General features: G+C 60.3%; 24 protein-coding genes. 7 read left to right on the top strand and 17 right to left on the bottom strand.

Going from position 1 to position 24,847, the window contains the following annotated elements:
• On the bottom strand, nucleotides 1-1,260 hold the full coding sequence (oiaX, locus tag BLX89_RS03910; RefSeq protein ID WP_075289356.1) for a 3-oxo-isoapionate-4-phosphate decarboxylase OiaX: 1,260 nt from the start codon (nucleotides 1,258-1,260) through the stop codon (nucleotides 1-3).
• 154 nt (nucleotides 1,261-1,414) lie between these two features.
• On the opposite strand from oiaX, the gene BLX89_RS03905 reads away from it, so the two are divergent.
• Nucleotides 1,415-2,137, top strand: coding sequence for a transcriptional regulator NanR (locus BLX89_RS03905; protein ID WP_075289355.1), 723 nt, complete (start codon nucleotides 1,415-1,417; stop codon nucleotides 2,135-2,137).
• A gap of 154 nt (nucleotides 2,138-2,291) precedes the next feature.
• On the opposite strand, the gene BLX89_RS03900 is transcribed toward BLX89_RS03905, so the two are convergent.
• Nucleotides 2,292-2,786 (bottom strand): lipocalin-like domain-containing protein, encoded by a 495-nt coding sequence (locus BLX89_RS03900; protein WP_075289354.1) that lies wholly within the window; start codon nucleotides 2,784-2,786, stop codon nucleotides 2,292-2,294.
• A gap of 47 nt (nucleotides 2,787-2,833) precedes the next feature.
• Nucleotides 2,834-3,667 (bottom strand): SDR family oxidoreductase, encoded by an 834-nt coding sequence (locus BLX89_RS03895; RefSeq protein WP_075289353.1) that lies wholly within the window; start codon nucleotides 3,665-3,667, stop codon nucleotides 2,834-2,836.
• A 92-nt stretch (nucleotides 3,668-3,759) separates the two neighbouring features.
• Here BLX89_RS03895 and BLX89_RS03890 point away from each other — a divergent pair, with 92 nt between their 5' ends.
• Entirely contained in the window at nucleotides 3,760-4,659 is a 900-nt protein-coding gene (locus BLX89_RS03890; RefSeq protein ID WP_075289352.1) for a LysR family transcriptional regulator, read from the top strand.
• Between the two features lie 101 nt (nucleotides 4,660-4,760).
• Here the strand turns inward: BLX89_RS03890 and BLX89_RS03885 are convergent, their stop codons facing one another.
• A complete protein-coding gene (locus tag BLX89_RS03885; RefSeq protein ID WP_075289351.1) occupies nucleotides 4,761-5,351 on the bottom strand; it encodes a TetR/AcrR family transcriptional regulator in 591 nt (196 codons plus the stop codon).
• A gap of 176 nt (nucleotides 5,352-5,527) precedes the next feature.
• Here BLX89_RS03885 and BLX89_RS03880 point away from each other — a divergent pair, with 176 nt between their 5' ends.
• Together BLX89_RS03880 and BLX89_RS03875 are read left to right on the top strand one after the other, a co-directional pair.
• Nucleotides 5,528-6,094, top strand: a complete 567-nt coding sequence (locus tag BLX89_RS03880; RefSeq protein WP_083637319.1) for an ester cyclase — start codon at nucleotides 5,528-5,530, stop codon at nucleotides 6,092-6,094.
• A gap of 12 nt (nucleotides 6,095-6,106) precedes the next feature.
• Nucleotides 6,107-6,520, top strand: a complete 414-nt coding sequence (locus BLX89_RS03875) for an Ohr family peroxiredoxin (protein ID WP_075289350.1) — start codon at nucleotides 6,107-6,109, stop codon at nucleotides 6,518-6,520.
• Nucleotides 6,521-6,677: 157 nt separating this feature from the next.
• Here BLX89_RS03875 and BLX89_RS03870 read toward each other — a convergent pair whose 3' ends face one another.
• From BLX89_RS03870 to BLX89_RS03830, 9 genes are all read right to left on the bottom strand, one after another.
• Nucleotides 6,678-7,706 carry an NAD(P)H-dependent glycerol-3-phosphate dehydrogenase gene (locus tag BLX89_RS03870; protein ID WP_075289349.1) on the bottom strand — a complete coding sequence of 343 codons (1,029 nt, stop codon included), beginning with the start codon at nucleotides 7,704-7,706 and terminating at the stop codon, nucleotides 6,678-6,680.
• 75 nt (nucleotides 7,707-7,781) lie between these two features.
• A complete protein-coding gene (locus BLX89_RS03865) occupies nucleotides 7,782-9,830 on the bottom strand; it encodes a bifunctional aldolase/short-chain dehydrogenase (protein WP_075289348.1) in 2,049 nt (682 codons plus the stop codon).
• A gap of 70 nt (nucleotides 9,831-9,900) precedes the next feature.
• Entirely contained in the window at nucleotides 9,901-10,965 is a 1,065-nt protein-coding gene (locus tag BLX89_RS03860; RefSeq protein ID WP_075289347.1) for an ABC transporter ATP-binding protein, read from the bottom strand.
• Between the two features lie 59 nt (nucleotides 10,966-11,024).
• Nucleotides 11,025-11,735: an SDR family oxidoreductase gene (locus tag BLX89_RS03855; RefSeq protein ID WP_245292752.1), complete on the bottom strand. Its 711-nt coding sequence runs from the start codon at nucleotides 11,733-11,735 to the stop codon at nucleotides 11,025-11,027.
• A 91-nt stretch (nucleotides 11,736-11,826) separates the two neighbouring features.
• The gene (locus tag BLX89_RS03850; protein WP_075289813.1) at nucleotides 11,827-13,323 is read right to left on the bottom strand and encodes an ABC transporter substrate-binding protein; all 1,497 of its coding nucleotides are present in this window, start codon (nucleotides 13,321-13,323) and stop codon (nucleotides 11,827-11,829) included.
• A 94-nt stretch (nucleotides 13,324-13,417) separates the two neighbouring features.
• Nucleotides 13,418-14,293, bottom strand: a complete 876-nt coding sequence (locus BLX89_RS03845) for a carbohydrate ABC transporter permease (protein ID WP_075289345.1) — start codon at nucleotides 14,291-14,293, stop codon at nucleotides 13,418-13,420.
• 1 nt (nucleotide 14,294) lies between these two features.
• Nucleotides 14,295-15,182 carry a carbohydrate ABC transporter permease gene (locus tag BLX89_RS03840; protein WP_075289344.1) on the bottom strand — a complete coding sequence of 296 codons (888 nt, stop codon included), beginning with the start codon at nucleotides 15,180-15,182 and terminating at the stop codon, nucleotides 14,295-14,297.
• Nucleotides 15,183-15,370: 188 nt separating this feature from the next.
• A complete protein-coding gene (locus tag BLX89_RS03835; RefSeq protein ID WP_075289343.1) occupies nucleotides 15,371-16,177 on the bottom strand; it encodes a Cof-type HAD-IIB family hydrolase in 807 nt (268 codons plus the stop codon).
• 3 nt (nucleotides 16,178-16,180) lie between these two features.
• A complete protein-coding gene (locus tag BLX89_RS03830) occupies nucleotides 16,181-17,512 on the bottom strand; it encodes an iron-containing alcohol dehydrogenase (RefSeq protein ID WP_075289342.1) in 1,332 nt (443 codons plus the stop codon).
• A 156-nt stretch (nucleotides 17,513-17,668) separates the two neighbouring features.
• On the opposite strand from BLX89_RS03830, the gene BLX89_RS03825 reads away from it, so the two are divergent.
• Together BLX89_RS03825 and BLX89_RS03820 are read left to right on the top strand one after the other, a co-directional pair.
• Entirely contained in the window at nucleotides 17,669-18,655 is a 987-nt protein-coding gene (locus BLX89_RS03825) for a sugar-binding transcriptional regulator (RefSeq protein ID WP_075289341.1), read from the top strand.
• 115 nt (nucleotides 18,656-18,770) lie between these two features.
• Nucleotides 18,771-20,261, top strand: coding sequence for a xylulokinase (locus BLX89_RS03820; RefSeq protein ID WP_075289340.1), 1,491 nt, complete (start codon nucleotides 18,771-18,773; stop codon nucleotides 20,259-20,261).
• Nucleotides 20,262-20,364: 103 nt separating this feature from the next.
• Here BLX89_RS03820 and BLX89_RS03815 read toward each other — a convergent pair whose 3' ends face one another.
• Both BLX89_RS03815 and BLX89_RS03810 read right to left on the bottom strand, forming a co-directional pair.
• Nucleotides 20,365-21,996 carry a GMC family oxidoreductase gene (locus BLX89_RS03815; RefSeq protein ID WP_075289339.1) on the bottom strand — a complete coding sequence of 544 codons (1,632 nt, stop codon included), beginning with the start codon at nucleotides 21,994-21,996 and terminating at the stop codon, nucleotides 20,365-20,367.
• 189 nt (nucleotides 21,997-22,185) lie between these two features.
• Nucleotides 22,186-22,980, bottom strand: a complete 795-nt coding sequence (locus BLX89_RS03810) for an alpha/beta fold hydrolase (RefSeq protein ID WP_075289338.1) — start codon at nucleotides 22,978-22,980, stop codon at nucleotides 22,186-22,188.
• Nucleotides 22,981-23,124: 144 nt separating this feature from the next.
• On the opposite strand from BLX89_RS03810, the gene BLX89_RS03805 reads away from it, so the two are divergent.
• Nucleotides 23,125-23,592, top strand: a complete 468-nt coding sequence (locus BLX89_RS03805; RefSeq protein WP_075289337.1) for a MarR family winged helix-turn-helix transcriptional regulator — start codon at nucleotides 23,125-23,127, stop codon at nucleotides 23,590-23,592.
• Between the two features lie 30 nt (nucleotides 23,593-23,622).
• Here BLX89_RS03805 and BLX89_RS03800 read toward each other — a convergent pair whose 3' ends face one another.
• Both BLX89_RS03800 and BLX89_RS03795 read right to left on the bottom strand, forming a co-directional pair.
• Entirely contained in the window at nucleotides 23,623-24,402 is a 780-nt protein-coding gene (locus tag BLX89_RS03800; RefSeq protein ID WP_075289336.1) for an SDR family oxidoreductase, read from the bottom strand.
• Nucleotides 24,399-24,728 (bottom strand): nuclear transport factor 2 family protein, encoded by a 330-nt coding sequence (locus BLX89_RS03795; protein ID WP_075289335.1) that lies wholly within the window; start codon nucleotides 24,726-24,728, stop codon nucleotides 24,399-24,401. Before BLX89_RS03795 ends, BLX89_RS03800 begins: the two co-directional genes overlap by 4 nt.
• Between the last annotated feature and the right edge of the window lie 119 nt (nucleotides 24,729-24,847).

Raw genomic sequence — 24,847 nt, 5'->3', positions numbered from 1 at the left:
TCATGCTCCCTTGCCGTCGGCGAACTTCTCGATCGATGCGGCAAGCTCCGGATGCGTGCGGGCATAGTCTTCCAGCGGAATATCGGCGACGGCCGCTTCCCAAGCCTGCTGCACGGCACGAACACCGGCCGCCGGGCCGCCTGGATGGCTGACGATACCGCCGCCGCAGAGATAGAGCAGATCGGTCGTTCGCCCGGTGCGCCGATAGGTATCCGGCGCCTGCCCGCCCCACTGCCCCGAGCCAACCACCGGCAGCGGGCAATCGGAAGGATCGAACATCGGCGTGGTCACCGCCTTGAACGACTCCACGAAACTATCGTCCGGCTCCCAATATTTGATGCGGATGCCGTTGATCTGGAACTGGTCCACACCCAACAGGCGCCAGAATTGCTGGTAGACCTTGAAGTCCATGCCGGCGCCGGGATCGCGGGTGAGGATATCCCAGCCATTGCGATGGGCGTGCAGCACGAGGCCTGAACGCTTGCGCAGAAAGCTCATGCCGCCGAAACCGATGGAATTGATGTTGACGACGGCGCAATTGCCGCCGGCCTCCAGCACAATGTCGTGGTTGCGCATCATCTGGTCCGGATCGGCATGGGAAATGCCGAATGCGTACATCACCTTCTTGCCGGTCTTCTGCTCATGGTCGAGGATGCGCGGCATGATCGCCTTCACCCGCTCTTCCAGCGGCGAATAGGCAGGGCTCATCAGCTTCTCGTCATCCTTGATAAAATCGACGCCGGATTCAAGCAGCTCACCGACAAGTGCTGCCGTCTCATGCGGACGCAGACCCAGCGCCGGCTTGACGATGGTGCCGATGATTGGCCGTCCGTCGACGCCCGTCAGTTTCTTCGTACCGGGAATGCCGAATTGAGGCCCGGGATGGGCGCTGCGGAACTCCTGCGGCAGCTTCAGATCGACAATGCGAATGCCGGTCATGCCGCGGATCGAGTAAACGCCGCCGATAGCAATCGTCATCAGGGCGGAAAGATCGGTGCCGACAGCATCCATCGGAAAGGCGATATCGACATCCGCCCGGCGGATCGGTCGCTTGTCAGAGCCCGGCTCCTCCCATGTCGGGCGCCCGGCGTCCTCGAGCGGACGAATCGCCAGAACGCGGGCTGCGACACGCGCCTTCAGCTCTTCCGTCTCGCCCGGCACGTCAACGAAGGTTCCCGTCGACTGATCGCTGGCGATCTTGCTTGCCATCGCCTCCACGCTGCCGGGCGTTTCGATACGGTATGTCACGATAATCGACATGGGTGTTCGCAGCTCCTCTCCGCCCGCGCGCTTTCGGCATGGCGTCATCGCTCGAACTGGTATAATGAGTACATCATCTTCGCAACAAAATTTTTCCCCTACTCTCAAACCCGGTGTAAATGCTAAGCGAGAACGTGCGCCGAAGGAGAAAGACGTGAGCCAGAGAACCGCGACCCGCAAGCCGGCAGAACCGATTGTCCGCCGCAAGCTTTCGGACGAGGTTTTCGACCGGCTGGAGCGCATGATCACATCGGGTGAACTGAAGCCGGGCGATGAGATGCCGTCCGAGCGCGTGCTGATGGAACGCTTCGGCGTTGGTCGTCCGGCGATCCGCGAGGCCATGCAGTCGCTGGCCAATATGGGTCTGGTGGCGATCTCCCACGGCGAGCGCGCAAAGGTGTTGCAGCTGACGGCCCAGTCGCTCTTCCATCAGGTAGACCTGACGGCGAAAATCTTCCTCTCGCAGTCTTCGGATTCGCTGGAGAACCTGAAGAACGCCCGCATCTTCTTCGAGCGCGGCATGGCGCGGGAGGCAGCCTCGCGCGCAACGCCACAGGATATTGCCGACTTGCGCAAGATCATCGAAACCCAGCGGGAATCTCTGGGCGATGCCGAAGCCTTCATCGCCGCGGACATGCAATTCCATACCCGTATCGCGGAGATTTCCGGCAATCCGATCTTCGTCGGCGTCAGCGAGGCAATGCTCGCATGGCTCAAGGCCTACCATACGGACATGCTGATCTGGACCGGCAAGGAAAAGTTCACGCTTGTCGAGCACGAGGAAATCGTCGATCGGCTGGAAGCCAAAGACGGCAGCGGCGCGGAAGCATCAATGCTCAAACATCTCGAGCGCTCACGCGCGCTCTATACTCGCTAGGAAGTCGGCTTGCGGAGCCCACAACCGCGAGCGTTTGGCCTTGATGGCCGGCAAGGTTTACCCGCGGCGATAGCCTGATGCTCATCCGAAGATTGTCATGAGGCGGTCTGCAGACAACAATCCGCACTCATTTTGACGACCGCATTGCGGTGCCTCACTTGACCCGCTGCCATTCGATCCGAATTTCCGTGCCTTCCGGCCTGCGAAATTTCTCGGTCATTCGGTCGCCATCAACGACAAGCGTGAGATCATCGCGCGTTCGCACGCTGCCGACCCAGTTCGGAAATGTCGCGCCTTCGACACGGTTACCGCTGAATTGCCCGTTATCGTCCACGGTGTATGTTCCGAAAAAACCTATGCTGCGCGCCATGGCCATGCGGTTTTCGTCATCCGTTCCCTCACCTCGAGCATTGGAAGCGAACCGCGGGACATCGGCGTCGGCCAGAACTTCCACGAAATGCATATCGGGCGTGAAGACGAGAAGACCGTGGGGCTTCTCACCATAGGCGGGGATATTTTTTCCGCCGGGGTCGATCGTCGCCGACATCATTCGCCAGGTCCCTGACACCTGATTTTTACCGATGAACTGTGCGAAAGCAGACGACGACATGCTGAGGGCGATAATCAATATGAACGGTCGAAGGAACATGGCCTTTCCTTTCTATCGTGGACGATGCTTTTCTGCCGCTGCAAGGTTCACAAATCCTGCCGGTCGGCGGAAATTGCTACCTCCCGCTGCGTCTCAAGAGCAGCCAGACGTGTCGAAAGCGCCTGCGAGATCGAGGAATAGGCTGTGCTTCCCAGCGCCAGTCGCAACGGCGGCACTTCGCTCTCGCTGGCTGCAAGGAGTGCGGTCGCGGTGCGCGAGGCATCTCCCTTGATCTCGAAGTTCCCCTCGCTGATGGCGCGACGAACGGCACCGGCGGGAGTTTCATCATAGACGGGGATGGGGTCCGCACAGACCAGATTGGCTCCGAAATTCGTGCCGGTCGGTCCGGGCTCGGCTATGATGAAGTTGATGCCGAAAGGCGCCACCTCCTGTGCCACGGCTTCTATGAAGCCTTCGATGCCCCACTTGGTCGCGTGATAGAGGCTAAAACCCGGATAGGCGATCTGTCCGCCTTCGGACGACACCTGGACGATCCGCCCGCCTCCCTGCTTTCGAAGACGCGGCAGCGCGGCGCGGATCAGATGGATGGAGCCCAGGAGGTTTGTGGCGATCTGTCGATCGATCTCCGTGTTCGTCAGCTCTTCCGCCGCACCGAGCAGTCCGTAGCCCGCATTGCTTACAATTGTGTCTATACGGTCATGTCGCTGGAAGGCACCGTCGATAGCCAGGCTCATGTCCTCCGGCTCGACCAGATCGAGCTGAACGACATCCAGGCGGTCGCGGTAAGTCTGCGCGAGTTGCGCCAGCGCCTCAAGGCGGCGCACGGTTGCGACTACCGTGTGACCCTGCGCAAGCAATTGCTGCGTCATCTCGAAACCGAGCCCCGAAGAAGCGCCGGTTATGAACCATGTCTTTGGCATGTGATCTCCTTACCTTTCAATCGAATATAGACCTGCCGCATTGGTGCTATAAGATTGGCAATTTGAGATAACATGGTGAGGATAATTCACGAATGGTGCGTCCCAGCCTCAGCGATCTGGCTGCCGTTTCCACGGTGGCCGATCATCAAAGCTTTCGCAGAGCTGCCGATGCCATGGGTGTTTCGCGTTCCGCGCTGAGCCACGCGATCATCAGCCTTGAGGCGAAACTCGGAGTCCGGCTCTTCAATCGGACGACACGCAGCGTCTCGCTGACACATGCCGGCGCACGCCTGCTCGCCCGCCTCGATCCGGTTCTTCAGGATCTTGATCAGGCGCTCGATACCCTTTCAGAGGATCGTGGCACCCCGAGCGGCACGTTGCGGATCAATGCGAACAAGAGCGGCGCCCGCATCCTGCTCAAGGACGTCGTTCCGCGCTTTCTCGATCTTTACCCCGAAGTCGAGCTTGATCTGGTGTCGGAAGGGCGGCTCGTCGATATCGTGGAACAGGGTTTCGACGCGGGAATACGGCTGCTGGAAACCGTTCCAAAAGACATGATCGCAGTGAAATTCGGCGGCGATGTGCGCTTTATCGCTGTCGCAGCGCCGTCATATCTGGACGGAAAGTCGAGACCAGACACACCCGACGACCTCAACGCGCATCACTGTATCCGCCAACGTCTCCCCAGCGGAAAACGATACCGCTGGGAATTTTCCAAACGCGGAGAGGAAATCGCGATCGACGTGCCGGGCAACCTTACTCTCGATGATAGCGATCTTCTCGTGCAGGCGGCGGCACACGGTCGCGGCATTGCCTATGTGCCAGAACACTTCGCGCGGTCGCTCCTCGGATCGGGCCAGTTGGTGACCGTGCTGGATGACTGGTGCCCGCCCAACCCCGGCTTGGCGCTCTATTACCCGCGCAGCCGGCACATGCCGTCGCCACTGCGGGCCTTCGTCGACCTCCTCAAGGTAATGGAAAGGTTGAGGTGAACGGGCGCAGTTCACAATGACGACGCTGACAGTGCGGCGATTATCGCTGAACTTTTGAACAACAAGCTCTCGTGAATACCTCTCACAAGCCTTCGCCGTCGTTATCCGACCGGCTTCGTCTCCGGCTTTAGAGAGTGAAAAGCGACGTGGCCAATTGCCTGGATCGTCTCGGCGGCGGCGGCGCCCCGGCCCATCGTCATAATAGCGATTACCGCACCGGTCAGCGCTGCCACATGACGATCGATGTCGGTATCAACCGCTATTTCGCGCATCTTCACCGCGTCCCGCAATGCTTCGCGGAAAAAGTCCATGATCTCATTGAGGCGCGCTTGGGCAAGGGCCTGCGTTTCCGCGGAATGAGCAGACCGCTCGGCGACTGTGTTGACGATCAGGCAGCCCTTACGCTCGGGATCTTCCGTCGCAAGCCGAACCTGCGTGTCGAGCCACGACCGGATGGCCTCAAGCCCCCGGGCATTTTGAGGCAAACTGGCACGAAACTGTGCCGCATAGGCTTCGAAGGCCTTGCGGAACATGTGCTCTTTGTCTTGGAACGTTACGTAAAGGTTGCCCGGCTTCAGACCCGTCGCCTGGTAAAGATCAGACATGGATGTGGCGACATATCCCTTGCGCCAGAAGACATTCATCGCCGCGGTGATCACGGCTCCCTCATCGTAATTGCGCGGCCGTGCCATGGTTTGCTCCCGTTGAATCCAGTTACCACCGATGCTGTGAAAGTGTGAAAACACAAATTAGTGATCGATCGATCATTATTCAATCTTGTTTGTGATCGATCGATCATTTATTAAGCATCTCACGACGGAAGGCCCGTCGTCGCCGCCGACGCATCGGCTCCCAAGGACCAACGAACATGAAGATCCTCCTGATCGCCACCGTGCTGGCGAATGCTTTCGCATGGCCCATTTTTGCCGCCGCCACGGATCTCCTGCCCGCGCCGCCGGCCGAAAAGGGCACGATTGAATACAATGCGTGGCTCGGCCGCAGCTTCTCAGAGGTCATGCTCAACGAACCGGATCAGAACAAGCGCATCGAGATGCTGAACGTTCTCGTTGCCGAGGACTATATCCAGCACAACCCTCTCGTTCCCGAGGGCCGTCAGGGTCTGATCGACTTCATCCCCGTCATCTATCAGGCGATGCCCGATGCGCGTTTCACCCTGCGGGACGTATTCGCGACGGAAGAGCGGGTGGTCACGCGCTGGACCTGGCAAGGCACGGTAACGGGTGCGCGCCTGCTCGGCATAGAGCCGAAGGGGCAGAAGCTCGAGTTCGATGCTATCGATGTCTGGAGCGTTCGCGACGGCCAGCTGTACGAACATTGGGACCAGTTCGACTGGCCGCGAGCCTTTGCCCAACTCGGCGTCAAAGGCATGCCGCAGGCGTTCTACGACCTGGCCGCCAAGCCGGCTGACCGCTGAAGGAGGTTTACTGTGAAAAAGCTTTATACGACCACGGTGGTTATCAAGGGCGGGCGTGATGGCAAGGCACGGTCCGACGACGCTCAGCTTGATGTCGCACTTGCGTTCCCGAGGGTGCTTGGTGGAAGCGGGCACGGCACAAATCCGGAGCAACTCTTCGCCGCAGGCTTCGGCGCATGCTTCACCTCATCACTCGGTGTCGCGGCCAAGTCGCTTGGCCTCTCTCCCCAGTCGATCGCAGTAAGCGCGACCGTCACGCTGACGGTAAACGAGGCAGGTGCGTACGGGATCGACGCGCTGCTGGAGCCGGTCGTGGAGGGCCTCGGTCAATCCGACACTCTTCGCCTCGTGGACGAAGCCCGCCGGATATGTGCCTATTCGAATGCACTGAAAGGCACGGCGACAGTCGACGTCCAACTGCGATAGACATTTTGCGCGGCGGCAGCAGGTCTTGCTGCCGCCGCCCACGAACCGATCGTTGTAAACGGCTATGCCCCTTCAGCTTGACCATAAAAAATTTCAAGGTGCGTCAGGGCTTAGCGCCTGCCGAAAATAATGGACGGGTACCGGCAAGAGGTCCGATCTACATCGCGCCTAGCCTACCGAAATCGAAGGCCAGTTTCCCGTTCGTCGTCACGGCATTGGTGATGGCGGTTGCCAATGGAAATTCACTTTCCGCATTCTCGATTTGACTCAGCAGGGCGAGGACAACTCGGGCCGTATCGATGCCTTCAACCGTTTCACCCGCAAGCTCGCCGGCTTTCACTTCGGAGACCGAACGCCCCTGCCCCAACCCGTGACCGAGCCTGCTGTTGCGTCCGCCACCGACGGTCACATGGAGATCGCCAAGACCGGCAAGATCGAAGGCGGTGGCACGGCGCCCGCCAATGCGCTCACAGAGCGCCGCCATCTCTTGCGTCGCCTGATTGAAGGCTCCCGCCGTCGGGTTCTTGGATTGCCCGTCCGGTCGCGTCGGGTCGGGGTAGCGCGTCTGCATGGCGCTCACACCGATGGCAAAGAAGTTTTTCAGAGCCGCACAAGCCTCGACGCCTGTTACATCTTCGGTGACCGCAAGCCGATAATAGGGAGTACGCATCAGTTCTGCCGCCCATCCAGTCGCTTCGCGATCTGGGCCGGAATAAACGCTGAGTGTCGGGAGGCGGCTCGCAAGCTCCTTGGCGATACAGGGGCCGCCGATGCCGATGAAGGTTGCCATCCTGCGTATCCGGTGGGGCAGTGTCTCGGCATAGGTCACCACACGCTCTCCGTCGCGATCCAACCCCTTGGTTACGAAAGCGATGGGCTTGTCAGAGGCCAGCAGCCCGTTCAGCCGGTTTACCGCCCAGTCAATTCCGGGGCTGGAGACGCCGACGACAACAAGGTCGGCGGCTTCCGCGTGCTCCGCAGTCAGTTCCTCATTGGCCAGGACCTGTACGGTATTTGGAAGCGGGCTATCGAACTTCGGGTGGATGCCCCCTTTTTGCTTAAGTTGGTCGATGATAGGCGCATCAAGCGGGGTTCCCGCAAGCAGAACGATGTGCCCGTTGTCGCTCGCGGGAACGGCGAGCGCCGAACCCATGACGCCAGCGCCCAGAATGAGGATGGTTGCCATGCGCGATGTCCCTCCAATGCCATTTTCAATATAGCGGCGATGACCGGCACGCCGCCTCGGGAAGCCGCTTTCGCGCTATCGCATCATCGCGGCGACGTTACCCCCATCCACGGTGATGACAGCGCCTGTCGAAGCGCGGGCCTTGGCAAGGTGCAGGAATGCCGCCGCCACGTCCGCAGCCGTTACCTCGCGCTTCAGCATGTTGCCGCGCATGTATTCCTCCGGTGTCAGGCCGCGCGCTTTCGAGCGGTCCTCCACCATCTGGTCTGTCATCAAGCCGGTGCGGATGCGGTCGGCGTTGACAGCGTTCGAGGTGATGCCGGACGCGCCGTGCTCCACAGCATATTGCCGCATCAGCGCCATCAGCGCTGCTTTCGATGTGCCGTAGGGACCGAAATCTGCTCCCGGATTGACCGCCTGCTTCGAGACGTTGAAAACCAGCGCGCCGCCGGTTTGCTGTTTTTCCATCACGCGGACGACGGCCCGTGCAACATAGTGATGGCTCCAGAAATTCAGCTCGAAGGCCTTGCGGAATGTGGCCTCGTCCACCGAGAGAAGCCTGCCCTGAAAGGCCGCGCCGGCATTGGAGATCAGGATGTCGATGCCGCCGAAATGACGGGCGACCTCCGCCACGGCACTATCCACCGCGTCGGGGCTGCTCACATCGCAGATGACAGGCAACGCACCGAGCCGCTTCGCCGCCGCTTTCAGGGGCTCTTCCGAGATATCGAACAGGGCGACGTCTGCCCCTTCTGCCTTCAGCGCTTCGGCGACCGCCAGACCAAGGCCGCTTGCCGCCCCCGTCACAATCGCTACATGCCGGGTGAGCGGCTTCTCTTGAACCTTTGTGAGCTTGGCCTGTTCAAGCGACCAATATTCGATGTCGAAGAGATCGACCTCGGAAAGAGCCTCGAAAGCATCAATCCCCTCGGCATTGGTGATGACCTCGATGGTCGCCTCCGCCACGTCGGCTGCAACGACAGCATTTTTGTGCGCCGCGCCGGCGGCAAAGAGACCTACTCCGGCCACGTAGAAAACACGGGGTTTCGGGTCGAGCATTTGCTTGTTACCGCCTGCACGGGCATTGTTGCGGGTGAAATAGTCGGTGTAATCGGCCTCGTAGCGCGCGACCGCCGCGCGCACCTCTGCTGACCATTCGTCAAGCTTGTCCTTCTGCGGCGCCGGGAGTGCAACGCCAAAGCGCTTGATGTGAATGACGTGTTCCGGGGTTGCGTTGCCGCGATGCACAAGGCTTTCAACCTTATCCGAATTGCAGAAGTCGAGAATTCGTTCGTTCGAACGATGCTCGAGCACGAAGCGCCTGGGCTCACCGTCCTTGCCCGTGTCGATGGCAAGCGCGCCCCGAAGGATGGGTGCGATGTCTGCAGCATCGGCCAGCCCTCCCGGGACAGCGACGCTCCGGAACGGCTTTACCTGGCCTTTGGCGATGCGTTTTTCCGCCTTTTCGATCTTGGCGATCATGTCCTCATAGGAGGTTCGCGGATCGTCCGACCATGTGAAGATGCCATGTTTTAAGAGGATCATGCCGTCGCCCCTGGGATTGGCGCTGTAGGCCGCATCACAGACCTTGGCAAGGTCGAAGCCCGGCATGACATAGGGAACGATGATCGAATCCGGGAAAAGGTCACGGATGATCTCTTCGCCATGGGGCTGGTTGGTCAAGGATACGATGGCGTTCGCATGGGTATGGTCGATATGCTTGAACGGCAGAAGGGCGTGCAGGATCGCTTCGACAGACGGATTAGGCGCGGATGGATCGATCAGCAGCCGGCGCTGCAGCATCACCATGTCGTCATCGGAGAGCGTTTGGAAACCGACCATGGCGCGCAACGGCTCAAGGCGCACGGCTGGCAAACCCTGAGGCTCGATTGTCCCCATATCCCACCCGCTGCCCTTGACACAAAGCACCTCCACTTCGGTCCCATCCATTTCCGTCAGAACGGTTTTAACCGAGGTGTTGCCGCCGCCGTGCAGAACCAGCTCCGGATCGCAGCCGAGTAACCGGGTCGTGTAGGTGCGGACAGCAAGGTCGCGGTTGATGCCTTTGGCAACGTAAGCGTCGACAACGGCGGCAAATTCGGAATCCGACCAGCGCGATTTCATGAAACTTCCTTTCCTGACCGTCCGGGTCCGGCACGGCGCAAAAAACCTGTGATTGAGAGAGCCCGTGAACCTAAATGCGGGCCTCGGTCGCGGCATCGAAAACGTGAACCTTGGAGGTGGGCACACTGAAACGCACATCTGTTCCGGGCGAGAGACGCACGGCCTTGTCGACGACCGCGACGAACCGGCCATCCGGACCGTCGCAGAACAGCTGCGCATCATGCCCCAGACGCTCGACCAGGACCGACTTCGCCGCGAGCGGCCCGGCAGAATCCACCTGGATATCGGTCGGACGCAATCCGATCACGACAGACTGCCCCGGCTTCGCTGCCGTCGATTTATCGAGCGGTACCCGTCCGGTCGCCGTGTCGACAGCAGGAATGCCATCGGCCACGACGACCGTTCCGGGGAGGAAGTTGATGGCCGAGGAGCCGATGAAATCTGCGACGTACTTGCTTGCCGGGCGGTCATAGACATCATCGGGAGAGCCGATCTGTTCGATCTTACCGGCCCGCATGACGACGATCTTGTCCGCCATGGTCATGGCCTCAATCTGATCGTGGGTAACGTAGATGGTGGTCGTCCTCAGACGATTGTGCAGCTGGCGGATTTCCGTGCGCATATGGGCGCGCAGCTTCGCGTCCAGGTTCGAAAGCGGCTCGTCGAAGAGAAAGACCGCTGCCTCGCGCACCATGGCACGGCCCATGGCAACGCGCTGGCGCTGGCCACCGGAGAGTTCCTTGGGATAGCGGCCAAGATAGTCGGTCAGGTTCAGCGTCGCTGCCGCCCATTCCACCTTTTTCCGGATTTCGGCGGCAGGAACCTTGGCGACTTCGAGTGAGAAGGCGATGTTGTCATAAACCTTCATCGTCGGATAGAGCGCGTAGTTCTGGAACACCATCGCGATCGAGCGATCGCGCGGATGCATGTCGTTCACCCGCTTTCCATCGATCAGCAGGTCTCCCTCGCTGACGGTCTCCAGGCCAGCAGTCATCCGAAGCAGGGTTGTCTTGCCGCAGCCGGACGGCCCGAGCAGAACAACGAACTCGTGATCTTCGATCTTGAACGAGACATCGCGCATGATCGTAAAGGCGCCGAAGGATTTTCCGATGCGCTGATATTCCACGGTCGCCATGGTAATCTTCACTCCAATGAGTAGCTTTTCCCGTCCACACGGAACGGAGCTGCGATGCTTCAATATTTCTGCCGGGTTGGCGTGATGACGATTTCCTGGACGATGGCGCGTTGCGGCTTCTGGTAGGCATCGAGGATCAGCTCGGCCACGATATCCGCCGAAATCCCGCCGCCGATCGCCGCCTTGTTGGCCTTGTAATTGGCAAGCGTTGTTTCGTCGCGCACACCATCCAGCACCTCCGTATCTATAATTCCCGGGGAGATGACGATGACACGGACGTCATGTGGAGAGAGGTATTCACGCAGGCTTTCCGACACCGCGTGGACGAAGAACTTGGTGCCGCAATAGACGGTGTGATCGGGATAGACCTTCCGACCGGCGATCGAACTCATCATCATCAGTGTGCCGTGCTTGCGCTCGATCATGCCGTTCATGACGGCATAGACGCTGTTCATCACGCCCTTGGTGTTGATATCGATCATCTCGTCCCAGTCTTCGGGCGGCTGACGGGCAATGTCTCCGAGGCGAGCAATCCCGGCATTGGCAAACATCATATCCACCGGGCCATGTTCGCCTTCGGCCGCCTTGACCGCGGCAACGATGGCATCACGATCGCGGACGTCCGCCTGCCGCAACACCGCATTGGGCAAACCGAGTTTCTCCAGCCGGTCAAGCCGGCGGGCCATCAGCAACAAAGGGTGGCCGGCGACAGAAAAAGCACGGGCGACCGCCTCGCCTATCCCAGAACTCGCACCCGTAATCGCAATCAAAGGCTTTCCCAACGCAACATCCTCCCTTACGTGTTGCAGTGCGCCGATCGAAGGGGCGTCACGAGCATGACGCCCCTTCCAGCTTCCGGCATCAGCCCTTCATAACGGTCTCGATCTGGGAGGCGATGTCGTCCATCGCTTCTTTCGGGGAGCCGTAACTGCCGGCGAAATACTTGCCGAGACCGACGGGAATGGTATCGGAAGAGATCTGTGCCCATTCCGGCAGATCCGGCTCCGAACCCATATACTTGGCGATCGTTTCGCGAACGACCGGCAGATGCCGTGTCGTTCCGGCGCCGACGCGGGCATTGGCCTTGACGCGTGGATCGTCATAGACGGAGGCCCGGGTCGGGCCCGTGCCGCCGCCGAGCGCGGTGATAAGCGCCTGCGTGTCGGCGCAGGTCGCCCACTGCATAAACAGCCATGCGGCGTCAGGGCTCTTGGAATATTTCGACACGGCGAGCGAGGAACCGCCCTGGTGACCGACGCCAGGGATTTCGCCGTAGCCGCACTCCTCGGGCTTGCGAAGCGCGATCGGTTGCGGCGGGATGACCGCCTCGCAGAGACCGGAGACCTTGGTCTGGGTCGGATCGTCGAAATAGGGGAAGAACTCTCCCCAGGAGAGCATGGAGGCGGCAACCCCTTGCGCGACTGCCTGGCCTTGGCCGTCCCAGGTCCAGCCATCGACGCCGGGCGGCATGATTTCCCTGAGCTTGGTGTAGTATTCGAGCGCCTTGATGCCTTGCTCGTCGTTGCCGACGAATTTCTTGTCGGCGTTGAAGATCGAGCCGCCATGGCCCCAGAGCATCGACGTCCATTCGCATTCGAGCGCATAGTGACCGGACTTCATCTGACCGGCATAGCCAAAGGTCGTCGGGCCCATCTCCTTCGTGATCGCCACGGAGTTGGTGAGCAGTTCGTCGAAGGTCGCCGGCGCCTTCAGCCCGAGCTTCTCGTAGATATCCTTGCGATAGATCATGATGAAGATCGGGATGTCGTAGGGAACGCCAACCCACCGGTCTTCGTATTTCGAGATACCGTCGACGAGTGCCGGCAGGAAGTCGTCGATGTTGTAGTTCGGCATGGCCAGCTCGGTCTTGGCCGCGATCTGCTCACGCGGATCGAAGACATCCTGACTGAACGATGCCGACCAGCTCTGGTCGATGTAGTAAAGATCATAGGTGCCGAGCGAAGAGGCAACGTCGAGTGTGAGCTTCTGCAGGACCTGTTCGAGCGGCAGCACCTCGATCTCGACCTTGATGCCGGTCGCTTCCTCAAAATACTTCTTCAGCTGCGAATTGATGGCGTTCGAGGGTGGGGTCGATTCCGTCGCCAGCTTCAGCGTCGTGCCGGCGAAGGGCTTGCCAACGTCCTTCAGCCAGGCAATGACGTCCGGCGAGGGCGCAAGTTGCTCCTGCGCGAATGCCTTGTTCAGCATGAAGGGCCGGTTACCGAAACCCATGCCCAGAGCGGTCGCGCCGAGACCGAGCTTGCTGGCGGTGCGCAAGAAACTGCGCCGGTCCATCTCTCCTCGCACAAAACGATCCGTTACCGAGGCGAGATAGGCTTTTCTGTCATGTTCATTCATGCTTTCTTCCTCCTCCATATCCGGGACCGGGCTTGGTGCCGGAATTTCTCGTTGTTCGGGATCGGCCCTCCTACCGGCTCGATCCCATGTTTTTCTATTGTTTGAGCGACCCCATCGTCAGGCCTCGCACCAGATGGCGCTGCACCAGCAAGATGACGATGAAAGCAGGGACGATGGCGGCTGCGCCAAGTGCAGCCATGTTGCCCCATGCGGTACCGATCGAGGTCACGAAAGTCGAAGACACGACCGGAACCGTTTTCAGGCCTGTCTGGGTCAAGGTCAGGACGAACAGGAACTCCGTCCACGAAAAGATGAAGCAGAGAACTGCGCTGGCGGCGATGCCGCCCTTGGCCATCGGCAGAACGATGCGACGGAAGATCGTCCAGCGCGAAGCGCCATCCAGCAGCGCGCTTTCATCGATTTCGACCGGGATGTCGTCGAAGAAGCTTTTCAGGAGCAGGACTGCCAGCGGCAGGTTCATGAGCCCATGAATGAGGATCACACCGATGTAGGTATCGAGCAGGCTAAACTGCTTGAAGATGAAGAACATGGGAATGGCAACCGCCACTGGCGGCATCATGCGGGTAGAGAGCACCCAGTTGACATATTCATGCCGGCCGCGGAATTGCATGCGTGACAACGCGTACGCGGCAAGGGTCGCCACCACGATGGCAAGCACCGTCGACAGAGAGGCCACGACGATGGAATCCCAGAGGCGCGGCCCCATGTAGAAATTCCCGCCGCCCGGCGTGACCGCCGCGGGCGGCCCAAAGCCGAGGGAGATGCCGAACACCTGCTCGAAATTCTGCACCGTCGGCGAAAAATCGACGAAGATCGGCGGCCAGTTGAAAATGTCCTTGGCATCGCGAAAGGCGACCGATGTCCAGAAATAGATCGGGAAGAAGAAAATCCCGACGACGCACCAGCCGGCGATGGTGCGCAACGTGCGCGCAAATGCACTCTGTTGCATGTTACCACCTCACCTTTGCGATGCGAATGAACAGATTGGCCATGACCATGATGATGACGAGGCTCGTCAGGCTGAGCGTCGCGCCATAGCCCCACTTCAGGAAGGAGAAAGTCTGCTGCCAGGCATAGAGGCTGACCGTATAGGTCGAGGTGCCCGGCCCGCCCGACGTCATCACGAAGACGTAGTCGAAGACACGGAAGAGATCGATGCCGCGCAAGAGAACCGCGACCGCGATCACCTTGGACATCATCGGCAGCGTCAGCCGGCGAAACATCTGGAAGGCAGAAGCGCCATCGATACTTGCCGCTTCGTAAGGCTCGACGGGAAGTGCGCGTAGACCCGCCATGAAGATCAGCACCATAAACGGCGTCCATTGCCATATCTCCGCAACCAGCACGCCTGCGAGCGCGAGCGAAGATGTGGCCAGGATCGGCGTTCCTTTGCCGAGAATGCCGAGTTGGTCGAGCAGGTAGGGCAGCACGCCGAATTGCGGGTCCTGCATCAGCAGGAACATCATGCCGGCGATGGCCGGCGGGATGACCAGGGTCATCGACAGGATGGCGCGCAGGGCACCGAAGCCCGGCAACTCCGCATCGAGCAGCAGAGCAATGGACATTCCGAGAATGATCTCGATGGTGAGCGCCACGATGAAATAGAGGAACGTGACGCCCAGCGCGCTCCAGAAGCGTGTATCGTTCCAGAGCTGTATCCAGTTGGAAAACCCGACGAACTTCAGCCCGCGGCTCTTGGGCACGAATTCATGGAAGCTGAGCCAGATGTTGTAGATCAGCGGATAGATGGTGAAGACGACCAGCAGCGCGGTCAGCGGCAACAACCACGGCCAGGGCGAATCCGAAATCGCAATGCGTTTTACCTGCGCGACAGCCATTGTCTCTACCTCCCGTAACAAACCCATCGCGCATGGTCACCGCGCGTGAGGCCTGTTCACCCATCCATCGGGCGCGATCCTTACAGGCCCGCACCTGTCTCCTGTTTCATCCGAACCGTCTCCCGCGGCCGGATGTCATTTCTCAGCCAACAGTGCGGACGTTGCGTCCTTCGCTGCGCCAGAGCCGCTCATGCCGCTTGCCCTCGGGCTTCAAGAATGCGGTTGGCCACCTCGACGAACCCATAGCCCCCCTTCTTAGCGGCGACATAGGTTGGCTCGCTGTCGAGGTTTCCCAGAAAATCGAGAACATTGGCGACGCCGCAAGCATTGGGGAAGAAGCCGAACATAGGCGCGTCATTGGGGCTATCCCCCACAAAGACGATCCGATGCTTTTCGGCATCGAGATCCATGCCGAGAATATCGGCCGCAAATCGGCGGCTCGTGGTCAGCTTGTCATAGGCGCCATACCAGCCGTTGACGTGGATGGAGGAGATTTTTGCGACCGCGCCCTCTTCCTCGAAAATGTGCTTGATACGATCGACATCGGTGTCGGCAAGCGGCGGAATATCCTCGCAGAAATCGATGGCAAGATCGGCCTCGCGATACAGTTGGTCAGCGGAGATCGCCGCGCCGGGAACCTCCGCCAGTATCCGGGCACTCACCCGCGCGAGCCGTTGCCGGTCGGTGGCACGCTGCGTTTCGCCGATGGCAAAGCTGCGACGCATTCGGCGCGCTTCTTCGTCATAGGCGAAATAGAAGGCCCCATTTTCGCCGACCACCCCGACCACGGGCCACATCCGGGCGATCATATCGCACCAGCCCGCCGGCCGCCCTGTGATCGGGGCAACCGCGATGCCGGCGCCGCTCAGCCGCTCCAGGGCGTCATAGGCAACGGCCGGCAGCCGGCCCTCATTGGTCAGCGTGTCGTCGATATCGGCAAAAAGCACGCGAACAGCGCCCGCGACATCCTTCGGCATTTCGGCGACCGGGCGCATGGTTTACGCCTCCCCGGCCGCAAAGTCCTCGAGCAGCCCCGCATCGGCGGCTATATCGAGAAAGGCATAACGGTTGCGCATCTCGCGGCTATGCACGAGCGCTTCTCTGTAGATGTCTGCCGGCAAGCCGAGGTCGGCCGCCGTCATCGGGCCGCCAGCGTCCCGCAGGAGTTGTTCCATTTCTTCGACAGGAAGTGCAAACGCCTTCAACTCCTGCCGCAGTAACGGCCAGATGTCGGCTAGCTTTTCATTGATTTCGGCGGCAGTCCGCGCATCGAAGACTTTCGGCTGGATTTCCTGCCAGCACTGGGCGGCGATCTCACAGCCCATACGGGCTCTCATTCCTTCGGGGTCGATCCTTGTCGGGCCGATGACCGGTGGCTTTTCGCTGTCGAGGAACAGGCGCTGCAACCGCGCCATGGACAACGTCGCAACGCCGACTTGCTGGCCGTGCAAGGTGCCCGGGTGCCTGTCGCCGGCAAAGCAGTCGATATAGTGCGACACCTGGTGCTCGCCCATCGAGCCATGGTTCGACATGCCGGTGAAAGACACGCCGAGACCACACATCGTGAGGACCCGATGCAGGTAGCCATTGGCAGCGATATCGCCCTCGGCGATACCCTTGGCGCGTGCATTGAGTTCCCGCTCATCCGCGTCCTGTATAACGTAGGGCACTGTCGAATACAGGCTGCCGATCAGGCGATGGGACATCCACCAATCGACCTGCGCCACCGAACGCACAAGGCAATCGGCAAAGCCTGCAGCCGAAAGATAAGCCGGTGCCGCAGCATTGACACCGAGATCAATAAAGAAGCCGGAGGGTGCATGGGACGGCAACGACACCTTCAGACCGTTCTCCAGGGTGATCGAAGCCGTTGTGGACGTATACCCGTTCATCGATGCCGCGGTGCCGAAAACGGCATAGCGGCGATTGCTGCGGCCGGTGATGAACTTGCAGAGATCGTTGATCGTGCCGGAGCCGACAGCGACAACGCCCTCGGCGCCGGCGAGCTTTTCGCTCAGATCGGCAACATGGGCCATGTCGGCATGGGGATGATCGAGGATAACTGTATCCACGGGACCAAGCGAACCCAGAGCTCTCGCCACGCGTGAGCCCATCGCATCCCAGGTATCGGCATCTGCCACGACTGTATAGCGCTCGCCGAGTGCAAGGTCCGCGATCAAATCCGCCTCGCGACCGTCCAGGCTCTCCTCGATGACGATCTTCTCGTAGGGAACGGATGCCAGCATGCCCGTTTCCGGGTTTGTCCATCGACCGCCTACAATGTCGTCAATCAACGCCGTCCAGCCGCCGTCAGGCATCGTGACTGCCATTCGATCCTCCTCGCCCGACCCGCCGATCCCCTCCCAGGGCATGGACAACGCCGTCATCCTGCGTATGTGAAAACAAAAGACAACCGTAATTGTCATTTGTCAATACACATGACAACAAAGATTGACAAATGACAGACCGCTCTGCCAAATAGCGCCATGGGACGAGAAAAATCTTCAGGCAAAAGCGGCGACGAAATCGGGGTATCCTTGCCCACGGAGTTCGATGATGCCGTGATGTGGGCGGCTTGGCTTTATTATGCCGACCAGCTGACCCAGAGCGAGATCGCCAAGCAATTGAATGTCTCGCGCGCCACCATCGTCAACTACCTGCAGGAAGCACGCGAGCGTGGGATCGTTTCCGTCGTCATCAACCCCAAGGCCGGCGGGCGCACCAGCGTTGCGCGGGCGTTGATGAGCAAATACGGGCTTTCCGGCGTCTTCGTCATTCCCAACGGCACGGATGAAAGCTTGTCTCAACGCCTCGGAGACGCTGGCGCCAGGGTACTCGCTGATCAGATTGAGGACGGAGACGTGATTGGCGTTGCATGGGGCCGCACGGTGCTGGCCGTCGCCGACCAGATCGCCTTGACCCGACCGGTATCGAACCTGACGGTAGTGCAGGTTTCCGGCAGTTCCACCGGCGAGCCTGAATTTTCACCGGAGCTTTGCACCTCTCTGCTTTCCAATCGCATCCATGCGCGCTGCGTCAACCTGCTGGCGCCAGCCGTTTTGTCGACGCGCGAGCTGAAGGCGGCGCTGCTCGCCGAACCCGTGCTTAAAAAACAGATGCACCTGGTGCATTCCTCAAATCGCATCCTTTTCGGCGTCGGTGATTTGGGTCCCCGCAGCACGGTACGGGTCTCCGGTATCGCAAGTCAGGAAGAGATTGACGATTACGTCGCCCGTGGTGCTGTCGCCGTGATCATCGGTCGCTTTCTGGATGCCCATGGTGCTGCCGTCGGTGGAGATCATGACGACCGCATGGTCGGCATTACGCTCAACGAATTGCGCCAGGTGCCGAGCAGGATCTGCGTGGCCGGGGGGTCGTCTAAATTGCCCGCCATCGTTGCGACCCTTGAAGCGGGATATGCAACGCATTTCGTGACAGACATCGCCACGGGAGAGGCGTTGCTGGCGCTTTAAGTAAGCATCACGTTCGGCGCAGCGTGTGGAGGTCGGGTAAAGCCGACATGAGGAGGAGCCGGCAAACCGGCAAGGGCGCCTGGCGGAGAAAGCCTCCGCCTGTGGAGGAGAAAGCATGCGGCCCGACGAACGATACGTCATCGGCATGGATTCATCGACTCAATCGGTCAAGGCGGTCGCTTGGACCGCGGACGGCACGCCGCGCGCCGAAGGCCGGGCAGCGCATGTTATTTCAACGCCGCATCCCCTGCATGTGGAACAGGATGCCGACGACTGGTGGACCGCGGCCTGCATGGCGCTTTCATCGCTGATGTGCGAGATCGACCCCGCCCGGGTCGATGGCATCGCGATATCGAACCAGCGCGAAACCATGGTTTTGCTCGACAAGGATCGAAAGCCGCTTGCACCGGCGACGCTCTGGCTCGACCGCCGCGCGAAGGACGTGGTGCGCACGCTTGCCGCGGAGATCGGTGAAGAGCGGCTCCACGCAATCACCGGCAAACCGATCGACGTCATCCCTTGCGTCTACCGCCTGCGATTTTTCCGCGAAACCCAGCCGGACCTTCTCGACAATGCCGCACAGATCCTCAGCGTTCACGACTTCCTGACGCAGAAGCTGACGGGAGAAGCGCAGGCCAGCTGGACCAGCGGCGATCCGTTCGGCATTCTCGATATCGAAAAGAAGGTCTGGTCGCGCGAGATCCTGGACCATCTCGCGATTCCGCTCGAAAAGCTGCCGCCGCTCAACAAGCCGGGCGCCGCCATTGGTCGCGTCACGGCGAAAGCGGCCGCTGCAACGGGACTGCGTGCTGGCACGCCCGTCTTTGCGGGCGGCGGCGACGGAAACTGCGCCGGGCTCGGCGTCAATGCGATCAATCCCGGCGCCGTCTATCTGAACCTCGGCACGGCAGTCGTTGGCGGGGGATGGTCGCAAACGCCGGAGCTCAGCCGCTACTGGCGCACCCTGGCCTCCCCGAGCGGCGAAGGTTATCTCCTGGAAAGCTGCCAGCGCGGCGGCGCCTACTTTATAAATTGGCTGCTGGACACCTTCGCCGGCGGTCGCAACGATGCCCGCATCTTCGAACGGCTGGAGGCTGAAGCAAGTAAGCTCGGCGTCGGCTCCGGCGGCGTTACCGTATGCTCCTATCTTGTGGGCTGCATGGACCCCCACTGGGACGAGAACGCACGGGCAAGTTTCACCGGCATGGGGCCCGAAGCCGGTATGGCGCATCTCTATCGTGCGTCGATGGAGGCGATTACCCTGGAGTTCGTGCGCTCGCTCAATGAAATGCGGCAAAGGGGCGTCGCAGCCGACCGCATCTTTGTCATCGGGGGCGGCGCAAGCAGTCCGCTGTGGCGGAAAATGGTAGCGGATTCAGCCGGGCTTCCAGTCATCCGCAGCCTGTCGAATGAAGCGTCCGCACTCGGTGCCGGCATGTCGGCGGCCGTCGGCGCCGGATGGTATTCCGGTTTCCACGCAGCCGCCGATGCCATGTCACGCCTTGCCGAACAGGTCGATCCGGATTTGGCAACAAGCGCCGCGTGGGCCGAACTGTCCCATCGGCAAGCAAATGTCTATCTCGCGCTTCGGGATCGAACGCCGTGACATGGATGCCTGCCTTCGGCGGGACAGTTTGAGGCAGGCTGACAAAGACAACCTCACAACGACGTCCTCCCAGGACGCTATGTCGAGCGATGGTCAACCCGCTTCATTTTACCTTGGCAACGGCATCGCTGACGGCCGTGAGACCATGCGACTTCCCGACCAGATCAGCCGCCCGCTCCCCGATCACCACGCAAGGCGCCATGGTATTGCCGGTGGTGATCCGCGGCAGGATGGAGGAGTCTGCAATGCGAAGACCCTCTATGCCGTAGACCTTAAGCTCGCTATCGACGACCGACATGGTGTCACGTCCCATCTTGGCGGTGCAGGATTGGTGCCAGTAGGTGACGGCCGAGCGTCTGATGAAATCGATCATGCCTGACCTGCTGCGCGGGCCAGGAGCGGTTTCACCCGTTACCAAGGGCTTGAAACCATCGCTGTTTCCGAGTTCGCGACACAATTCCACTGCGGCCAACGCGGCTGCCATGTCTTCGGGCTCACTGAGGGAGTTCGGCTCAATCAGCACAGGATCGTTTATACCAGAACCGGAGAGCCTCAACCGTCCGCGGCTTTTCGGCTGTGCAAGACCGTTGAACATCGACCAGCCGTGTTCCGGTGTCTGGAGACCCGTTTCGGATGGCGAAGGCACCGCGAATTCCAGCTGGCACTGGAGAATGTCCGGCTGGGTCAAACGCGCGTCGCTCTTCCAGTAGATGTTCGCCTCGCAGCCGCTCCCGCCCACAGCTTCCGGCTTTCGATAGGCCCAGGTGCAGCCGAAAGCGAGATGATCCTGATGATTGCGACCGACACCCGGCAGGTCCTGCACCACTGGAATACCATGCGATTGCAGCTCCTCTTCCGGGCCGATCCCGGACTGCATGAGGATCTTCGGCGTATTGATCGCCCCCAGTGACAGAACCGTTTCGCAATGCGCCATGAACTGGCAATGGCGGCCATCCACCAGAGCCTCCACCCCTGTCACCCGCTTACCATCGAAGATGACGCGCGTAACCAACGCACCGGTCATCACCGTCAGGTTCGGACGCGACAGCATTGGACGAACATAAGAGTCGAACACCGTTTCTCGCTTGCCATCCCGGATCCGCAACTCGGCGATCGACGCACCTCCGGAGACCTCCATCATCTCACCATTGGTCGAACCGAAAATCGGAACGCCCACAGCGGACGCAGCGCTTAACAGGGCCTCTGCCACCGGCTGTGGAGACAAAGGCTGCGCAACATGCACAGGCCCGCCAGTTCCGCGGCGAACCGGGTCCACGGCGCCTTGCCAATCTTCGATCCTGCGATAGTAGCGGAGGATCGACTCGTATCCCCAGGCATCGTCACCGGCCTCGGTTGCGAAGTAATCCCAGTCCGCCTTGTGTCCCCTCGCCCACACCATGACATTGATGCTCGAACCGCCGCCCAGGCCCTTGCCCATGCTGAGAGGAAGACGTCGCCCATCCAAACCGGGCGTCGGTTCTCCGACAAACCCCCAGTCCCGGCTCGATCCGAGGTTAAGCGGCCAATGCGCGGGGTTGGATACGGTTTCGGATTGATCGTCTCCACCGGCTTCAAGCAGCAGAACACTGGCGTTCCCGTCCTCAGCAAGCCGCGCAGCAATAACCGAGCCGCTGGACCCTGCCCCGCAAACGATGAAATCAAAGACATTGCCGCCGACCTTCTGCGGATAAACGGAGTTTGTGGGCACATTTTTGTCATGGGTATAGGGTTTCACGAGCGTTCCTCCGTGAATTGTTTCAGATAAGCTGTCGAAGTTGAGGTCGCGGAATGCGAGGAATGCCTAGGGATTGGAGCCGGGGATCCGGTTCACAACCGGTATCTCGCTTCCGCAGTGCTGGTCGTTAAGGGATGTTCACCAGCGCTATCGGGAGTGCTCTTGACCGTCCCGATAGCGCCGCACCGTTCACTGACCTTTCGCGGATGTAGCCTTGGCCGCCTCGTCGATGGTATCGGCGATGGCCGCCGGCTGCGTCATGAACAGGGCATGGCTCGCCGATACCTTGGTGATCTTGGCGTTGATGCGCTCCGCCATATGGATCAGCATGGCTTGGTCGAAGGCCTTGTCTTCCGTCGCAATAACCGCCCAGCTGGGCTTGGAGCGCCATGCCGCATTCTCGAGCTTGGTGGCAAACGCCGACAGATTGATTGGAACCTGCGCATCCCGCATGAACGCGGCATCGGCGTCGCTGACGTCGTGCGCGAAACCTGACTTGAACTTGGCTGGGCTCACATAGCCAAAACCATCCTTCGTGGTCTCGATCACGAACTCGGACGCAGGCGCGAATCCCTCGTACTGCTGGGCCGTCGTCTCGCCAGCATCCGGGGAGAGAGCGGAGACATAGACAAGGCCTTTCACCTTTTTATCGATCCCGGCTTCCGTGATGACGGTGCCGCCCCAGGAGTGTCCAACGAGAATGACCGGACCATCTTGCCGCTCAAGGGCGCGCTTGGCGGCAGCGACGTCGTCTTCAAGCGACGTCAGCGGGTTCTGCACGATGGTGACGCGATAGCCGCGGTTTGTAAGATTGTCGTAGACGCCCTTCCAACCGGAACCATCAGCGAATGCACCGTGAACCAGAACGACATTCCGAACGGATTGATCTTGCGGAAGCGATTGACCGGCCTCGGCCGGCAGGGCAACGGAAAGGGAGGCCGCGGACGCGATTGCGGCAATGGTGGTGATGGTCTTGCGTGACATGGCTTTTTCCTCTTAGTTACTGCGATATTTGTTATCGCGATATCTATAAGCTGCCTGATGTTGCGACCCGCGTCAACATGATTCTTATCGCGATATTGGTTTTCGTGATATTTTCGATTATATGTGCGGGCACAGGAGTTCAAAATGACCCAACGCCACAACGATCCCCCGCCCCTGCGCGACCAGCTCTGCTATGCTATCTATACCGCCGGAATTGCAATTCAGCGTGCCTACAAACCGCTCCTCGACGAGCTCGGACTGACATATCCGCAATATCTCGTCCTCAACATTCTTTGGGCGCGCGACAAGCAGACCGTGGTTTCCATCGCCGACCAGCTTGCTCTCGAATCCAGCACGTTGACACCTCTTCTGAAACGCCTGGAAGCCGCCGGGCATGTGCGCCGGACACGAAATCTCAGCGATGAGCGCCAGGTTCTGGTAGCGCTGACGGACCAGGGGCGCGCATTGCAGCACAGGGCCGGTTGTCTCAGCGATACCTTGCTTGCAGCCTCGACCCAGACGCCACCGCAGCTCGCTGCCCTGAACCGCGACGTGCGGTTTCTGCGCGATGCGATCTACTCGCAGATCGGCGGGTGGGATGCACCCGCCTGACCTGCAAGGGCAGTAGACTGGCCTGGAGGTTCAGGCCGTGGGAACCGTCCCGCCGTCGATCACATGCTCTGTCCCGGTAATAGACGATGCTCGATCCGAGGCGAGGAAGGCGATGAGATCGGCGACTTCTCCCGGCCTGGCTGGCCGACCCAGCGGTATGCCCCCGAGCGAGTTCATGATCGTCTGCACAGCTTCATCGTAGCTGATGCCTGCTTCCTCCGCGATGCGAAGCGCGAGACCATTGGAGCCCGGATCGGCGATCCAGCCGGGGGAAACCCGCACCACCCGCACCCCCTTCGGCGAAACCTCCTTGGAGATGCTTTTACTGTAGGTGTTAAGCGCGCCCTTCGCCGATGCGTAGCCGGTTGTCGCCTGGTGCAGCGGAAGGGCACGCTGGATCGAGGTTACGTGAATGACGACCCCGCTTCCCTGGGCGATCATTCCGGGAATGAGCGCCCGATCCAGCCTGACGGCGGGAAAGAAGTTGAGGTTGAATTCCTTTTCCCATTCGGCTTCGGTGAGCGCGGCGAAGCCGCCGGACGGTGCCGAGGAGCCGCCCAACACGTTCACCAGAATATCCAGTCCGCCAAGCTCCCGGTGAACAGCGTCAACGACAGTCTGAACCCCATCGACGGTGGTGAGGTCGGCCTCGATGAAGGCTGCGCCGGAGAAGTGTGCCGGCTTCTTGCGAGCGGTGGTCAGCACGCGGGCGCCGAGTTCCTTGAACAGCGCCACGGTCGCCGCGCCTGCACCCGAGGTGCCGCCGGTGATGAGAGCCCGACGGCCCTCCAGGGTAAGAAAAGCGCTCATACGGTGATCTCCAGCTCGGCAACCTTCTCGTCCGACAGGGCGAAGATAAAACGCAGGTCCACCGGGCTGCCAGGGAAGTCGCCAACTGCGTGGGCCGTTACCTGGGTCTTGCCGTTCTCGATCGCGATCGAGAAGGGTTCGACCGTGTAGCTGTACTGCTGCGCTTCATCAGCCATCCATGCGCGGATGGCATTTCGTCCCTTATGGATCTTGCCCTTATCCTTCACGATACCGTTTTCGGTGAAGGTGCCAGCGATGGCATCCGGATCGCCTGTCCGGTCTGCCTCGAAATAGGCTTTGATGGCCTTTGGTAACGTGATCGTCATTGGATTTTCCAGTCCTTCTCTCTGTCTCGACGGATGCGGTTCGACCCCCTTGGAAGTCGACTGACAGAAAGGTAGATCACCCCCATTGACGGGATAAGTCGGATAAACAAGGATGATAC

This window comes from Pararhizobium arenae (genome assembly GCF_001931685.1).
In the GTDB taxonomy this organism is placed as follows: Bacteria; Pseudomonadota; Alphaproteobacteria; order Rhizobiales; family Rhizobiaceae; genus Pararhizobium; species Pararhizobium arenae.
This window is presented reverse-complemented; position numbering and strand designations above follow the sequence as displayed.

Coding starts and splice junctions, on each gene's coding strand:
- oiaX (WP_075289356.1), bottom strand. CDS start 1,260: ATGTCGATTATCGTGACATACCGTATCGAAACGCCCGGCAGCGTGGAG.
- BLX89_RS03900 (WP_075289354.1), bottom strand. CDS start 2,786: ATGTTCCTTCGACCGTTCATATTGATTATCGCCCTCAGCATGTCGTCG.
- BLX89_RS03895 (WP_075289353.1), bottom strand. CDS start 3,667: ATGCCAAAGACATGGTTCATAACCGGCGCTTCTTCGGGGCTCGGTTTC.
- BLX89_RS03890 (WP_075289352.1), top strand. CDS start 3,760: ATGGTGCGTCCCAGCCTCAGCGATCTGGCTGCCGTTTCCACGGTGGCC.
- BLX89_RS03885 (WP_075289351.1), bottom strand. CDS start 5,351: ATGGCACGGCCGCGCAATTACGATGAGGGAGCCGTGATCACCGCGGCG.
- BLX89_RS03880 (WP_083637319.1), top strand. CDS start 5,528: ATGAAGATCCTCCTGATCGCCACCGTGCTGGCGAATGCTTTCGCATGG.
- BLX89_RS03870 (WP_075289349.1), bottom strand. CDS start 7,706: ATGGCAACCATCCTCATTCTGGGCGCTGGCGTCATGGGTTCGGCGCTC.
- BLX89_RS03865 (WP_075289348.1), bottom strand. CDS start 9,830: ATGAAATCGCGCTGGTCGGATTCCGAATTTGCCGCCGTTGTCGACGCT.
- BLX89_RS03860 (WP_075289347.1), bottom strand. CDS start 10,965: ATGGCGACCGTGGAATATCAGCGCATCGGAAAATCCTTCGGCGCCTTT.
- BLX89_RS03850 (WP_075289813.1), bottom strand. CDS start 13,323: ATGAATGAACATGACAGAAAAGCCTATCTCGCCTCGGTAACGGATCGT.
- BLX89_RS03845 (WP_075289345.1), bottom strand. CDS start 14,293: ATGCAACAGAGTGCATTTGCGCGCACGTTGCGCACCATCGCCGGCTGG.
- BLX89_RS03840 (WP_075289344.1), bottom strand. CDS start 15,182: ATGGCTGTCGCGCAGGTAAAACGCATTGCGATTTCGGATTCGCCCTGG.
- BLX89_RS03835 (WP_075289343.1), bottom strand. CDS start 16,177: ATGCGCCCGGTCGCCGAAATGCCGAAGGATGTCGCGGGCGCTGTTCGC.
- BLX89_RS03830 (WP_075289342.1), bottom strand. CDS start 17,512: ATGGCAGTCACGATGCCTGACGGCGGCTGGACGGCGTTGATTGACGAC.
- BLX89_RS03825 (WP_075289341.1), top strand. CDS start 17,669: ATGGGACGAGAAAAATCTTCAGGCAAAAGCGGCGACGAAATCGGGGTA.
- BLX89_RS03820 (WP_075289340.1), top strand. CDS start 18,771: ATGCGGCCCGACGAACGATACGTCATCGGCATGGATTCATCGACTCAA.
- BLX89_RS03810 (WP_075289338.1), bottom strand. CDS start 22,980: ATGTCACGCAAGACCATCACCACCATTGCCGCAATCGCGTCCGCGGCC.
- BLX89_RS03805 (WP_075289337.1), top strand. CDS start 23,125: ATGACCCAACGCCACAACGATCCCCCGCCCCTGCGCGACCAGCTCTGC.
- BLX89_RS03800 (WP_075289336.1), bottom strand. CDS start 24,402: ATGAGCGCTTTTCTTACCCTGGAGGGCCGTCGGGCTCTCATCACCGGC.
- BLX89_RS03795 (WP_075289335.1), bottom strand. CDS start 24,728: ATGACGATCACGTTACCAAAGGCCATCAAAGCCTATTTCGAGGCAGAC.